Below are 12,554 nucleotides of genomic sequence, written 5' to 3'. Positions count from 1 at the left end.
TTAAACGAATATATATTGTATCATTATCATATATACCACTGTTGAACCGAATATACTTATAAAATTATTTCTTTTCCATACATGTAGCCCTATTGCAAGGAGCACACAGAATATTTCAGGTATTCCATAAGGATAAGAAATAAGAGAAGTATCTTTTAGACAGTATATAAGTAACATTGCCATCATTGCCGGCGGAAGAACTTTACCAAGATATAAAACCGTATCATTTGGTTTTTTGTTTTTTCCTGAAAAAAGTACAAAAGGAACAGCTCTTGTAAAGAAAGTAATTCCACTCATTATTAAAATTGCCATTAAACCTTGAAAGAGAGTATATTTATTCATTTACTATCCTCTCCTTTTCAAGTTTTTTCCTATCTCCCATTAAAAGAACCATTATTGCTATGATTGCAGGTATCATCATGTTATCAGGTCCAAAAATAAATAAAGCTACTAAAGCACAGATACCTCCTATAAAAATCGGTACTTTTGATTTAAGGTTAAACCATTGTTCTGTACAAAGAACGCAGAATAGTGCTATCATGGCAAATGATACACCTTCTGTATTTATATTTATAAGTGAACCTATGGTTGCACCAAGAATTGAACCTATAATCCAGTAAGAATGGTCTAAGATAGATATGTAAAAATAGTAATTTTCTACATCGTCTTTTACACTTTCAGGAACGGTTGAAGAAGTTAATAGCGCATATGTTTCATCAGTTAAACCAAAAATCATATATACTTTCTTAAAAAAGCTTATATCTTTGAATTTTTCTATTAAAGAAAGTCCATAAACCATATGTCTAAAATGAACAAAAAGTGTCATAAGTGCAACACTTATCATACTCATTCCTGTTTGAAACATCATAACAGCCAAATATTGAAGTGTTCCTGCATAAATTACAAGGGACATTCCCCCTGCCCATATAAAATTAAGCCCGATACTTTGCATCATAAGTCCGAACGCAAGCCCGATAGACAAATATCCAAGAAGTACCGGCATTGTTACTTTAAAAGCCTCTTTAAATGTCTTATTCATGCTATACCCCTTTAATTTACTAAACTTTTTCTATTATACCACACAAGACTTTGAAATTTCAAAATAATGTAATATAATTGTTTATATAATTATTTTGGAGGTAAAAATGGCTGATTACAGTAAAGAAATGTCAAATAAATTAAACATTAAGCTAAGAAAACAAATTGAATATCTTCCTTCATTTGCAAATACATTTTTTAGAGGAATTTCCGCAAACACCTCCATTAAAACGAGAATAGCTTACGCAATGGATTTAAAAATATTCTTTGAATATTTAATAGAAAATCATCCTAAATTTACACATTATAAAGATATAAAAGATATATGTTTAAGTGACCTTGATTATATTAAGGCAGTCGATCTTGAAGATTTCAGCGAGTATCTGTCTTATTACACAAAAGGTCATTATAAAAATGATGAAGCTAAGGTAAGTTTATCAAATTCAAACAGAGGAAAAATGAGAAAACTTTCCACCCTTCGTTCTTTTTATAAATACTATTTTAAAAAAGAACTTATAAAAACAAATCCTACAGTGCTTGTTGATTTGCCTAAAAACTACGAAAAACCTATTGTAAGACTTGAACCAAACGAGGTTGCAAATCTTCTTGATGAAATAGAGACAGGTAAAAACCTAACTCCTTCACAGCTTAAATATCACAACAAAACAAAAGTAAGAGATCTTGCAATTGTTACTTTGCTTGTTGGAACAGGAATTCGTATAAGTGAATGTGTCGGAATGAATATAAACGATGTGGATTTTGACAATGACAGTTTTGTGGTAACGAGAAAAGGTGGAAATAAAACAATTCTTTATATGCCAGAAGAAGTTAGGTCTGCCCTGCTTAGATATCTTAAGGAAGATAGAGAAAAAGTTGATGTAGAGGAAGATGCTTTGTTTTTATCTTTGCAGCACAAAAGAATGACTCAAAGTTCAATTCAAAAGATGCTAAAAAAATATACAAAGATTGTAGTACCTCTTAAAAATATTTCACCTCATAAATTAAGAAGTACATACGGAACAAATCTCTATAAAGAAACAGGAGACATATATCTTGTTGCAGATGTTCTTGGACATAAAGATGTAAATACAACTAAAAAACATTATGCAGCCATTGAGGAAGAAAGAAGAAAAATTGCAGCTAGAGTTACAAAGCTAAGAGAAGATTAATATAATTTAAAATATACTAAAAAAAGACTGCCAGCCAGTCTTTTTTTAGAGTTTACAATATGTTTATATTATCCCTAAAGAGGGTCGGGAGCTAATGTGTATCGAACATATATTCATGTTAAAATTAAATATTAGATAATTTGTTCGATTGTTATGTTAAAAAAAATAAAATTAATAAGTTGGAAGTTTAATTGTCTGTCCGACATTTAAAGAATATCCTTTATCAAAATTATTTAATTTCTCAATATTATATATAGTTTCTCTTACATCTGTTTTTTCATCAGTAATATTTTGTGCTATATCCCATATAGTATCGTCTGCTTGAACGGTATAAACTTTATAATGTACATCATATAAGTTTTTAGCCTTAATATTATTCATAAAAGAAGGAATCATAGCAATTATAAACATAATCATAACAGTACAAATGATTCTTTTTCTTAATCTTGCTTTTCTTCTTCTTATCATTCTCATTCTTCTTTGTTTGTTTAAATTATTTCTTTGATTCATTTTTTTGTCCCCCTATTAATATAAAAGAACTTTTGTTCGTTTTCTATGGTTGTATTATACCAAACAGTTGTTCTATTTGTCAATATCTTTAGAACAAATTTTTGAAGAATTTAGAACATAAGTTTGACAATGTTCGTTTTTTATGTATAATATAATTATAGAAATATAGGAGGTCATTTTTATGTATAATGATTTAACCAAAATTCAAATAAAGATATTAGAGTTTATAAAACAAGAACTTAAAGATAAAGGTTATCCGCCATCAGTAAGAGAAATAGGAGCAAATGTTGGTCTTACTTCAACTTCTTCAGTGCATAACCAGTTAAACAACCTTGAGAAAAAAGGCTATATTAAAAGAGGAGTATCAAAACAAAGAGCTATTGAAGTTGTTGGGTTTTCTCCTTTTACAAATAATGAACCAAGTTATGATGAAGTTAGTATGTTAGATGATGTCATAAATGTTCCTATAATCGGAAACGTTGCGGCAGGACTTCCTATTTTGGCTGAAGAAAACGTTGAAGATACTTATCCCCTTCCAAGTTCTTTTGTTGGGACAAAAGAATGTTTTATGCTAAATGTAAAAGGTGAAAGTATGAAAGATGCGGGAATACTTGATGGTGACATGGTAATAGTAAAAAAACAAAATACCGCAAATAATCATGATATGGTTGTTGCTTTAATAGAAAATGAAGCAACTATAAAAACATTTTTTAAAGAACCAAACAGGATAAGATTACAACCTGAAAACCCAGCTTTTGAGCCTATTTACTCAACAGACTGTCAGATTTTGGGAAAAGTTATCGGTGTAATAAGAATGTTCTCGTAAAATTAAAAGAAGGATTTTTCCTTCTTTTTTTTATAAAAAAAGAACGCTTATGCGTTCTTAATGTAAATTTTGTCCTGCGAGATAACCGGTTGAAAAAGCAATTTGTAAATTATATCCACCTGTAACAGCATGAACGTCGATTATTTCTCCGGCAAAGAATAGATTTTTTATAAGTCTTGATTCCATTGTAGAAGGATTTATTTCTTTTACGTTTATTCCTCCGTTTGTTATAATTGCTTCTTTAAAACTTCCAAGACCTGTTATATTAACTTGTAAGTCTTTGATTAAATTTAAAATGATTTTTCTTTCTTCTTTTGTTATTTGGTTTATCTGTTTTTCTTTATTAATTTTGCTTAGTTCTATGATTTTTGCCGCAAGTGATTTTGGAAGAAGTAAATCAAGTGAATTTTTCACCATTTTATTTTGATTCTTTTCAAAATCCCTTATAATTCTTTTTTCAAGAGTTTTAAAGTCAAGAGCAGGTTTTAAATCAATTTTTATCTTTGTTTCAGGTAACTTATCCATATTAATAAAATTGCTTAAATAAAGGATTGTAGGCCCTGATATACCTTTATGGGTAAATAGAAGTTCTCCAAACTGTGAATTTTTCTTTTTACCCTTTATCATTAAAGTTACATCTACGTTTTTAAGAGTAAGCCCCATAAGGTCATGAACCCATTTATCATCGCTTAGCATCTGAACAAGGGCAGGTACTGGATTTATAATCTTATGCCCAAGTTTCTTTGCAACTATATATCCGTATCCGTCACTTCCTGTAGAAGGATAACTTTTACCCCCTGTTGCAAGGATAATGTTTTTAGCATATATTTTTTCTTTATTATTAAGCAAAACCCCTATGGCTTCGTTATTTTCGTTTAGAATTATATCCTTTAATTCTATATTATACATTATATTAAAATCAGGATATTTTTTAGCTATGTTTAAAAGAGTTTTTGTAACGTCACTTGCTTTATCTGATACGGGAAAAACTCTGTCTCCCCTTTCAACCTTTGTTTTTAGTCCGTTTTTGTTAAGCATTTCAAGAAGACGTGTATTATCAAAAGTGTATAATGCACTATATAAAAATTCTTTATTTTTAACTATATGGTCAAAGAATTCCGATATATCTTTATTGTTTGTTACGTTGCATCTTCCCTTACCTGTTATGTAAATCTTTTTGCCTATTTTTTCGTTTTTTTCTATTAACAAAACTTTTTTATTACATTCTAAAGAGGAGATAGCCGCCATAATACCGGCAGCACCTCCTCCTATGATTATAACATCTAAATTAGATAAATTATTAGTCATTATGTAGTACTCTCACAGAAACTATACCTTCAACATTATTTAATGTTTCTTCGATATATTCGCTTACATCTGTATCAGTATCAATCATTGTGTAAGCATTTTCACCTTTACTTTTATTAATCATGTTTGCGATGTTTACATCGTTGCTTGCAAGTAATGCAGTAAATTGTCCAACCATGTTAGGAATGTTTTTATGAATAATACAAATTCTTGCTTTTGATTCTATTGCTCCTAAATCGCAGTTAGGGAAGTTAACGCTGTTTATAATATTACCATTTTCTAAGTATTCTCTTACTTGTCTTGCTGCCATTACAGCACATTTTGTTTCTGATTCCGGAGTAGATGCTCCAAGGTGAGGAATACAAATGATATTTTCGTTTCCAAGTAATTTTTCATTAGGGAAATCTGTTACATAACAAGAAACTTTACCACTATTTACAGCTTCTAAAATATCATCATCATTTACAAGCCCACCTCTTGCAAGGTTAAAGATTTTAATATTGTATTTAGCTTTATCTAAAATTTCTTTATTTACTGTATCTTTTGTTGATTCCATTAAAGGAACGTGGATTGTTACAAAATCACATTTTTCAAATATTTTTTCAATATCATAACTTCTGTTAATGTTTTTATTTATGCTCCAAGCGTGTTCTACTGATAAGTATGGGTCATAACCGTAAACTTCCATACCTAAAGAGTCAAGTGCGTTTGCAACTAAAACACCGATCGCTCCAAGACCGATAACTCCAACTTTTTTACCTGCAAGTTCGTTACCTTTGAAGTTTGATTTTTCTTTTTCAATTATGTTTGTTACATCTTCGTTTTTTTCTAAAGATTGAACCCATTTTGTTCCTTTGATAATATTTCTTGCAGCCATAAGGAATGCACATAATACAAGCTCTTTTACTGCGTTTGCGTTTGCACCAGGTGTATTCATTACAACAACACCGTTTTTTGTACATTCTTCAACTGGAACGTTATTATATCCTGCTCCGGCTCTTGCAATTACTTTACATTCTTTTGAAATAGGTTCTTCTTTTAAATTAAAGCTTCTTAAAATAATTCCGTCATAATCTTTAGAGTCTTGTACCTCTATATTTTTTCCAAGTAAACTTAATCCTTCTTCAGCAATTTTGTTAAAAGTTTTGATTTTGTACATTTTGACACTCTCCTTAAATGTTTTTCTTTTCATACTCATACATAAAGTCTATCAGTTTTTTCACATTTTCAATGCTTACTCCATTATAAAGCCCTACTCTAACGGCATTATTCATGGAGGTACTGATGTTTATTATATCATGTTTTTTTGCTTCTTTGATAAAATTATCGTTATTTTTTGTTTTAAATATCAAGGAAGTTACCGATCTGTCTTCTTTTACGATGTCATTATCGTAAAATTTACTGTTATCTATAAAATCATATAGTAAATTGGATTTTTCAATGTTTATTTTTTCAATTTCCTCTACCCCGCCATTTTCATAAAGGTACTTAACCATTTCGTAAATGATATATACCGCAAACGTATTTGGAGTTGTAAAGGAGTTGCCCGAGTAATAATAGTCCTTATAGGATAGAATTTTAGGAACATTTCTGTTTGTTTCTATCTCAAATAAATTTTTGTTTATAACTACAACACTGATACCGCTTGTTCCCATATTTTTTGCACTGCTTGCAAAAGATAAATCAAATTTGTTTATATCATATGTTTCGCTTAACAAATTTGATGTCATATCGGAAATTAATGGTATTCCCTCTACATCAGGTATTTTATCTTTATTAAACTTAGAACCTGATGAAGTATTGTTTGTACACATAAACAAATATTTACTGTTTTTATCTATGTCATCTAATGTAATTTTTGGAAGCGGACCTTTATGGTTTATTAGATTTATTTCATCTACATTAGCATATTTTCTCGCCTCCGTTACTGCATTGTTTGTCCATAAATCACTGTTTATTATGCTTACCGTATCATCTTCATTTGTAAAGTTTAGAGGAACCATGTCAAAATGCATACTGCCTCCTCCGTTTATAAATAATATTTCCATATTATCATTTAGATGAAGAAGTTTTTTAAGTATTTCACGTGTTTCATTCATTAAGTCAATAAAAAGAGGATTTTTATAGTTAAGTTCTAAGGCTGAAAACCCGCTGTTTTTGAAGTTTATTATATTTTTATTTATTCTTTCTATTACTTCCTTTGGCATAACAGGTGAAGATGCCGAAAAATTTATTTTACCTTCCATGTCTTCTTAGCCACTCCTCTCTTTTAAATTTCTGCTCTATTCTTCTTTGTCTTAATATTCTTTGTTCTTTTTTTTCTGCTTCTTTTGCCATATGTTTATAATTTCTGTATCCGTAGTGTCTTGCTGTAGAATCAATTCTTTTATTATATTTCTGCATAAGTCCTCTTGCATATAAAAAGACTAATACAATAAATATAAGTCCTGCAAGAACAGCTAAAATCAATTTCATATTATTTATCCTTTATATTAATTGTTCACATTTATGTTTATATTCACTTATATAACCATTGTATATTAATTTGCTATTTAAAAATTCTTTATAATCCATTGGACGTCTTCTTGTATGGGCTTCGTTAAATGAATAAAATCCGCTTTCTTCAAAAAGATAGGATAGAAATTCAGCACAGTAATATCTATTTTTTCTTTGTATGTCAAGCCCTATTCCATTTCCTACAAGTCCGATTATATTAAATTTATATGAAAACTTATTTGAATAAAAATATTCAATTATCCCTTTTATGTTATTATAAACCTCATCGTCTACTTCACATTCATAAACAAGACAAGGTATATTTTTATATACAGCATAGAAGCCCTTATCCCAGTCTTCTTTTATAAATCCTGCTATAAAAGGATTTCTTGGACTTCTTCTTCCGAAACAATACATTTCATTAAGCTCTTTATCCAAAGATATAGAAACATGATTGTAAGTTTCTTTTGCACATAATTTTATTGCTCTTGCCAAGATTGTTCTTGTGCTTGTAAGAACTATATATATTTTCTTTCTTTCCATTGTTATTCCCATCTAAAATATGTAATTTAATTTTTTAATGCATTTAAAATTTCATCTCTGTCAGAGAAAAATATCTTTTTATCCCCTATTTCTTGATAAGTTTCATGTCCTTTTCCAAGAATAAGTACAATTTCGTTTTCATCTGTTAATTTATGTTTTACAACTTCATTTATAGCGTCTTTTCTATCATTTATAACTTTAACTTTGTCTTTGTTTTCTATTCCTTTTAGGATATCGTTTATTATATCGTCGTTGTTTTCTTTTCTTGGATTGTCCATTGTTAAGACTATATTATCGGCGTATTTTTCACCGATACTTCCCATCATAGGTCTTTTCCCATGATCTCTGTTTCCTCCACATCCAAACACAAGAGTAATTTTTTTACTGCTTACTTCTTTAACGAGTTTTAATACATTTTCCATTGCGTCCGGAGTATGTGCATAATCTATAAATATGTCTTTATGGATTTTTTCAACTCTGCCGTTTGTACCGTGATATTTCTTAATTGCATTTTTTATTTCTTCATAAGAAAAACCTTCCAAAAGAGCAATTATTATCGCCGGTGCAATGTTATATATGTTAAATTTTCCGATACTGTAAGTTTTAAATTTATATTCTTTGTCTTTATTTACCAAAGTAAAATCGGATTTTTCCAAACTTAAATCGTTTATTACTATTTTATAATCACAGTCTTCATTCATGCCAAAGGAAATTACGTTTATTTTATCTTCTTTTAACTCATTATAAAGTCTATTACCGTATTTATCGTCTGTATTTATAATACTGAATTTATCAACCATATAATAAAGTTTTTTCTTTGCCTGATAATAATTTTCCATTGTTTTATGAAAATCCAAATGATCTTGAGATAAGTTTGAAAATACACCTATGTAAAAATTCAAATAGCTTACCCTGTCCAAAACAAGACCATGGGATGAAACTTCCATAAAACAATAATCTACTTTATTATTTACCATTTCTCTGAAGTCTTTTGTAAGTTCTGTGATTTCAGGAGTTGTTCTTATTATTTGACCTTCAAGTTTTGTATTTTTTCTTCCCAAAGTTCCTATATAATCGCTTTTAAAACCTAAATTTTCAAATAATGTTCCCGCCATATCACAAAAAGACGTTTTACCGTTTGTACCGCTTATTCCGATTAACTTAAGTTCCTTGCTTGGAAAAGAAGTAAATTTATTTGCAAAATATGCAAGTGCATTTCTTGTATTTTTGCATTTTATATATACTATGTTTTCCTCATATTTATCAAGTTCTTCACTATGACAAACTACTGTTGCTCCAAGTTCTATTGCGCTTTTTATGTATTTATGTCCGTCGGTTTCGTAACCTTTTATTGCAACAAATAAAGTGTTTTTACTGCACTTTCTTGAGTCAAATTCTATATTGTCAATTTTTATGTTTTCTATATTTTTCCCCTTGGTTAACTCATAATCGTAACCGCTTATAATATCCTCTAAATTCAAAATAATACTCCTTAAATATTTTTACCTTATCTTAAAAAGGCAGATTATAAAATTATTAAGAATAATATTTTAAAATTGTAATAAAAAAAAATTCTTAGTATTAAGAAATATAAAAAGTGTATATTTGTTAGAATTTTATTCTTAAATATTCTAAGATAAATAATAACATTATTTTAAAATAAAATAAATACCTTTTATTCAAAGTTAGGTTATTTATTAAAAAAAGAAGGTATAAACCTTCTTATGTACACATCTTTTTCACTTCTTTTTTTAAATTGGATATTATTCTTTTTTCAAGTCTTGATATATAAGACTGAGAAATATTTAGCATATTTGCAAGTTCTTTTTGAGTTTTCTTCTCTTTTCCGTTTAAGCCAAAGCGATAATTTATGATTTCTTTTTCGCTTTCTTTTAAATTATTAACTGCTTCAAGCATAATTTCCTTGTTAACATCTCTGTCTATTTTATCTTTTACAGGGTCTGTTGCTGTTCCCAGTATATCTGAAAGTAAAAGCTCGTTTCCGTCATAATCTACGTTTAAAGGTTCATCAAGAGATATTTCGCCTTTTATTCTGTTTACTTTTCTAAGATGCATTAATATTTCGTTTTCTATGCATTTTGATGCGTAAGTTGCAAGTTTTATGTTCTTTTCTACTTTAAATGTTTTAACTGCTTTTATAAGTCCTATTGTTCCGATTGAAATTAAATCTTCCACCCCTGTTGAAGATGTATCGAATTTTTTTGCTATATATACTACTAACCTTAAATTTCTCTCTATCAAAATTGTTTTTGCAGCATTATTTTCACCCTTTTGAAGTTCATTCAAAATTCTTGCTTCTTCTTCCTTTGTTAAAGGAGGAGGTAACATATAAGAACCCGAAATAAAAAATAATTTATTCTTTTTGTTTTTTTTAAACAAAGTAAATAATTTAAACATAAAGCCTCCTGTTTATTTTAATATTGATAACGGAAGAAGAGCCAACGACTCATTAATATCTAATACTCCAACACATGGATTATAAATTGTCTTTTTAAAATCCTTTTTTTCTATAATGATTTTGTCTAAATTTAAGATAGGTAAAATAATTTTTTCTCTTTGATAATTTAAAAATGTATAAGAAAGTCTTTGTTTTAAATCGAAAGGAAGTTTGTTATATGTATTAAAAAAATCGTTGTAATTCATTGTTTTAAAAGATAAATTCAAATTTAAAAGATTTTTAATAATGTCTTTGTCTATTATTATTACATCTTTTCCCTTTGAATTCTTAACGAGATTTCCCGTATCTAAAAAACCTTTAAATGAAATAAATCTATCTTTATAATAAAGAGTACATATGTAATTCAAAGAAGGATTCTTTACTCTCCTAAAAAATAAATATGCAAGTACATAAGTAAAAATTACAAAAAAATGTTTCTTTTTAAAACTCATATATCCCACCTCGAAAAACATTTTACATTCTTTGGATAAATGATTTTGTCATAATGAAATTATATGAATTTGTTATAAAAGAATATAATAAAATCAAAATTTTAATTTATTATTTATTCTTTATCACATTAAAATTCTTTATTGTAACAAGAAAATAAAAACAGCACTTAATTGTTTTTAAGTGCTGTTTTATGTTAAATTAATTTTATTTTGCAAGAGATTTTAGACTTTCTCCGGTTAAACGATAAACGCTCCATCCTTCCATTGGTACGGCTTTTAGAGATAAATAAAAATCTATGCTTGGCTTGTTCCAATCAAGACATGACCATTCAAGTCTTCCGCAGCCTCTTTCAACTGTAATTTTAGCAAGTTCTTTTAAAGTTGCTTTTCCAATACCTTTATTTCTGTATTCTTCCAAGATAAATAAATCTTCAAGATATATTCCGCTTCTTCCAAGGAATGTTGAAAAATTATGGAAGAATAAAGCAAATCCAACTTCTTTTCCATCATATAAAGGAAATATTACTTCTGCCTTTCCCTTTTCAAAAATCCATTCTTTAAGTAAATCTTCTGTTGCTACCACTTCGTCAAGAAGTTTTTCATATTCCGCAAGCTTCTTAATAAAATCAAGAATTAAGCCTGTATCTTCTTTTTTTGCAAATCTAAATTTTAGTTTACTGTCCATAATTACTCCTTACATTTTTATTCCTCTTTTTCTTAAACTTATTTCACCGCTGTTAAAATTCCTTATTTCACCCTCATTTGTTTTTATCTTAATAGAAAAATCTTTGTTTAAATCAACAAGGGTTCCTTGAATTGTTTCATTTCCGATAAAACAAGTTACTTCCTCGTTTAAGTATAGCATTTTTTCTTTGTATTCTTCATATAAAGCTTTTTTGTCAAAATTAATATATCTTTTTTCAAAGGCATTTAAAAATTTTGCTATAAACTTATTTCTGTTTTCTTTCTTTCCCGTAAAGTCATTTACAAACCCAACTATATCTTCTATTTCTTTTGGAACGGGTGTATCTTTTGGACGGTTTATATTTATTCCAACTCCTATAATCACACTGTCTATACTTCCGTTTTCAACACTTAAAATTCCCTCTGTTAAAATTCCGCAAATCTTTTTTCCATTTATATAAACATCATTTACCCACTTAATGTCGCAGTCAATACCGCATATTTCCTTAACTGCTTCCACTACACTTAAACCACATATTATAGTAATTAAATTTATGTCGCTTATGCTGAATTTTGGTTTTAACAAAACACTTATAAAAGCATTTGAATTTTTTGGGGAAAAGAAACTTCTTCCTCTTCTTCCTCTGCCTAAAGTCTGTTCATTTGCTATTATGGTTCTTCCTTCTCTTTTTTCACTATTTTCCATATTTTTAAAATAGTTAAGAGTAGAATCTATGCTTTCAACTATTTCAAGTTCTCTTCCTATTAAAATGGTATTTAGAAATTTTTCTATTTCTTCTTTGTTTAAATAACTTATATCGCTATTTAGCATATATCCTCTGTTTTTTATGGAAGATATATCATAACCTTCGTTTTTAAGCAGGTTAATATTCTTCCAAACGGCATTTCTCGATATGTTAAGTTTATTTGCTATAAAGCCCCCTGAAACAATTTCTCCGCTTTTCACTTTTAATATTTCAAGTATTTTATCTTTATTCATGTTTTTCACCCATAAATATATTATAAAACAAAAATTCATATGTCAACATTAATTATAATATTGGTTGACA

15 protein-coding genes are annotated in these 12,554 nt (G+C 28.4%); 2 read left to right on the top strand and 13 right to left on the bottom strand.

What is annotated here, in order from left to right; all coding sequences use genetic code 11:
- Both M6G78_RS00610 and M6G78_RS00605 read right to left on the bottom strand, forming a co-directional pair.
- Positions 1-342: a branched-chain amino acid transporter permease gene (locus tag M6G78_RS00610; protein WP_138268974.1), complete on the bottom strand. Its 342-nt coding sequence runs from the start codon at positions 340-342 to the stop codon at positions 1-3.
- Entirely contained in the window at positions 335-1,039 is a 705-nt protein-coding gene (locus tag M6G78_RS00605; RefSeq protein WP_253229283.1) for an AzlC family ABC transporter permease, read from the bottom strand. Before M6G78_RS00605 ends, M6G78_RS00610 begins: the two co-directional genes overlap by 8 nt.
- A 106-nt stretch (positions 1,040-1,145) precedes the next feature.
- On the opposite strand from M6G78_RS00605, the gene M6G78_RS00600 reads away from it, so the two are divergent.
- Positions 1,146-2,207 (top strand): tyrosine-type recombinase/integrase, encoded by a 1,062-nt coding sequence (locus M6G78_RS00600; RefSeq protein ID WP_253229282.1) that lies wholly within the window; start codon positions 1,146-1,148, stop codon positions 2,205-2,207.
- A gap of 171 nt (positions 2,208-2,378) precedes the next feature.
- Here M6G78_RS00600 and M6G78_RS00595 read toward each other — a convergent pair whose 3' ends face one another.
- Positions 2,379-2,717 (bottom strand): LysM peptidoglycan-binding domain-containing protein, encoded by a 339-nt coding sequence (locus M6G78_RS00595; RefSeq protein WP_138268971.1) that lies wholly within the window; start codon positions 2,715-2,717, stop codon positions 2,379-2,381.
- A 181-nt stretch (positions 2,718-2,898) separates the two neighbouring features.
- Between M6G78_RS00595 and lexA the strand changes: the two genes are divergently transcribed.
- Positions 2,899-3,543, top strand: coding sequence for a transcriptional repressor LexA (gene lexA, locus M6G78_RS00590; RefSeq protein WP_253229281.1), 645 nt, complete (start codon positions 2,899-2,901; stop codon positions 3,541-3,543).
- 57 nt (positions 3,544-3,600) lie between these two features.
- Here the strand turns inward: lexA and M6G78_RS00585 are convergent, their stop codons facing one another.
- From M6G78_RS00585 to M6G78_RS00540, 10 genes are all read right to left on the bottom strand, one after another.
- Positions 3,601-4,851, bottom strand: coding sequence for an NAD(P)/FAD-dependent oxidoreductase (locus M6G78_RS00585; RefSeq protein WP_253229280.1), 1,251 nt, complete (start codon positions 4,849-4,851; stop codon positions 3,601-3,603).
- The gene (locus M6G78_RS00580) at positions 4,844-6,010 is read right to left on the bottom strand and encodes a phosphoglycerate dehydrogenase (protein ID WP_253229279.1); all 1,167 of its coding nucleotides are present in this window, start codon (positions 6,008-6,010) and stop codon (positions 4,844-4,846) included. The genes M6G78_RS00585 and M6G78_RS00580 overlap by 8 nt, the downstream gene beginning before the upstream one ends.
- A gap of 13 nt (positions 6,011-6,023) precedes the next feature.
- Complete coding sequence (gene serC, locus M6G78_RS00575; protein WP_253229278.1) at positions 6,024-7,097, bottom strand: 3-phosphoserine/phosphohydroxythreonine transaminase; 1,074 nt, start codon at positions 7,095-7,097, stop codon at positions 6,024-6,026.
- On the bottom strand, positions 7,087-7,326 hold the full coding sequence (locus tag M6G78_RS00570) for a hypothetical protein (protein ID WP_138268966.1): 240 nt from the start codon (positions 7,324-7,326) through the stop codon (positions 7,087-7,089). Before M6G78_RS00570 ends, serC begins: the two co-directional genes overlap by 11 nt.
- A gap of 12 nt (positions 7,327-7,338) precedes the next feature.
- Positions 7,339-7,890, bottom strand: a complete 552-nt coding sequence (locus tag M6G78_RS00565) for a hypothetical protein (protein WP_253229277.1) — start codon at positions 7,888-7,890, stop codon at positions 7,339-7,341.
- Between the two features lie 26 nt (positions 7,891-7,916).
- Positions 7,917-9,371, bottom strand: coding sequence for a UDP-N-acetylmuramoyl-L-alanyl-D-glutamate--2,6-diaminopimelate ligase (locus M6G78_RS00560; RefSeq protein ID WP_253229276.1), 1,455 nt, complete (start codon positions 9,369-9,371; stop codon positions 7,917-7,919).
- A gap of 241 nt (positions 9,372-9,612) precedes the next feature.
- Positions 9,613-10,308: an RNA polymerase sporulation sigma factor SigK gene (gene sigK, locus M6G78_RS00555; protein WP_253229275.1), complete on the bottom strand. Its 696-nt coding sequence runs from the start codon at positions 10,306-10,308 to the stop codon at positions 9,613-9,615.
- A 12-nt stretch (positions 10,309-10,320) separates the two neighbouring features.
- The gene (locus M6G78_RS00550) at positions 10,321-10,800 is read right to left on the bottom strand and encodes a sigma-E processing peptidase SpoIIGA (protein WP_253229274.1); all 480 of its coding nucleotides are present in this window, start codon (positions 10,798-10,800) and stop codon (positions 10,321-10,323) included.
- A gap of 205 nt (positions 10,801-11,005) precedes the next feature.
- On the bottom strand, positions 11,006-11,485 hold the full coding sequence (locus M6G78_RS00545) for a GNAT family N-acetyltransferase (protein ID WP_253229273.1): 480 nt from the start codon (positions 11,483-11,485) through the stop codon (positions 11,006-11,008).
- Between the two features lie 9 nt (positions 11,486-11,494).
- Positions 11,495-12,484 carry a biotin--[acetyl-CoA-carboxylase] ligase gene (locus tag M6G78_RS00540; RefSeq protein ID WP_253229272.1) on the bottom strand — a complete coding sequence of 330 codons (990 nt, stop codon included), beginning with the start codon at positions 12,482-12,484 and terminating at the stop codon, positions 11,495-11,497.
- Positions 12,485-12,554: the final 70 nt, after the last annotated feature.

Source organism: Anaerofustis sp. NSJ-163 (assembly GCF_024135845.1).
GTDB classification, from domain to species: Bacteria; Bacillota; Clostridia; order Eubacteriales; family Anaerofustaceae; genus Anaerofustis; species Anaerofustis butyriciformans.
This window is presented reverse-complemented; position numbering and strand designations above follow the sequence as displayed.

Coding starts and splice junctions, on each gene's coding strand:
- M6G78_RS00585 (WP_253229280.1), bottom strand. CDS start 4,851: ATGACTAATAATTTATCTAATTTAGATGTTATAATCATAGGAGGAGGT.
- M6G78_RS00545 (WP_253229273.1), bottom strand. CDS start 11,485: ATGGACAGTAAACTAAAATTTAGATTTGCAAAAAAAGAAGATACAGGC.
- M6G78_RS00595 (WP_138268971.1), bottom strand. CDS start 2,717: ATGAATCAAAGAAATAATTTAAACAAACAAAGAAGAATGAGAATGATA.
- M6G78_RS00600 (WP_253229282.1), top strand. CDS start 1,146: ATGGCTGATTACAGTAAAGAAATGTCAAATAAATTAAACATTAAGCTA.
- M6G78_RS00540 (WP_253229272.1), bottom strand. CDS start 12,484: ATGAATAAAGATAAAATACTTGAAATATTAAAAGTGAAAAGCGGAGAA.
- lexA (WP_253229281.1), top strand. CDS start 2,899: ATGTATAATGATTTAACCAAAATTCAAATAAAGATATTAGAGTTTATA.
- M6G78_RS00570 (WP_138268966.1), bottom strand. CDS start 7,326: ATGAAATTGATTTTAGCTGTTCTTGCAGGACTTATATTTATTGTATTA.
- sigK (WP_253229275.1), bottom strand. CDS start 10,308: ATGTTTAAATTATTTACTTTGTTTAAAAAAAACAAAAAGAATAAATTA.
- M6G78_RS00605 (WP_253229283.1), bottom strand. CDS start 1,039: ATGAATAAGACATTTAAAGAGGCTTTTAAAGTAACAATGCCGGTACTT.
- M6G78_RS00580 (WP_253229279.1), bottom strand. CDS start 6,010: ATGTACAAAATCAAAACTTTTAACAAAATTGCTGAAGAAGGATTAAGT.
- M6G78_RS00550 (WP_253229274.1), bottom strand. CDS start 10,800: ATGAGTTTTAAAAAGAAACATTTTTTTGTAATTTTTACTTATGTACTT.
- M6G78_RS00565 (WP_253229277.1), bottom strand. CDS start 7,890: ATGGAAAGAAAGAAAATATATATAGTTCTTACAAGCACAAGAACAATC.
- M6G78_RS00610 (WP_138268974.1), bottom strand. CDS start 342: ATGAATAAATATACTCTCTTTCAAGGTTTAATGGCAATTTTAATAATG.
- serC (WP_253229278.1), bottom strand. CDS start 7,097: ATGGAAGGTAAAATAAATTTTTCGGCATCTTCACCTGTTATGCCAAAG.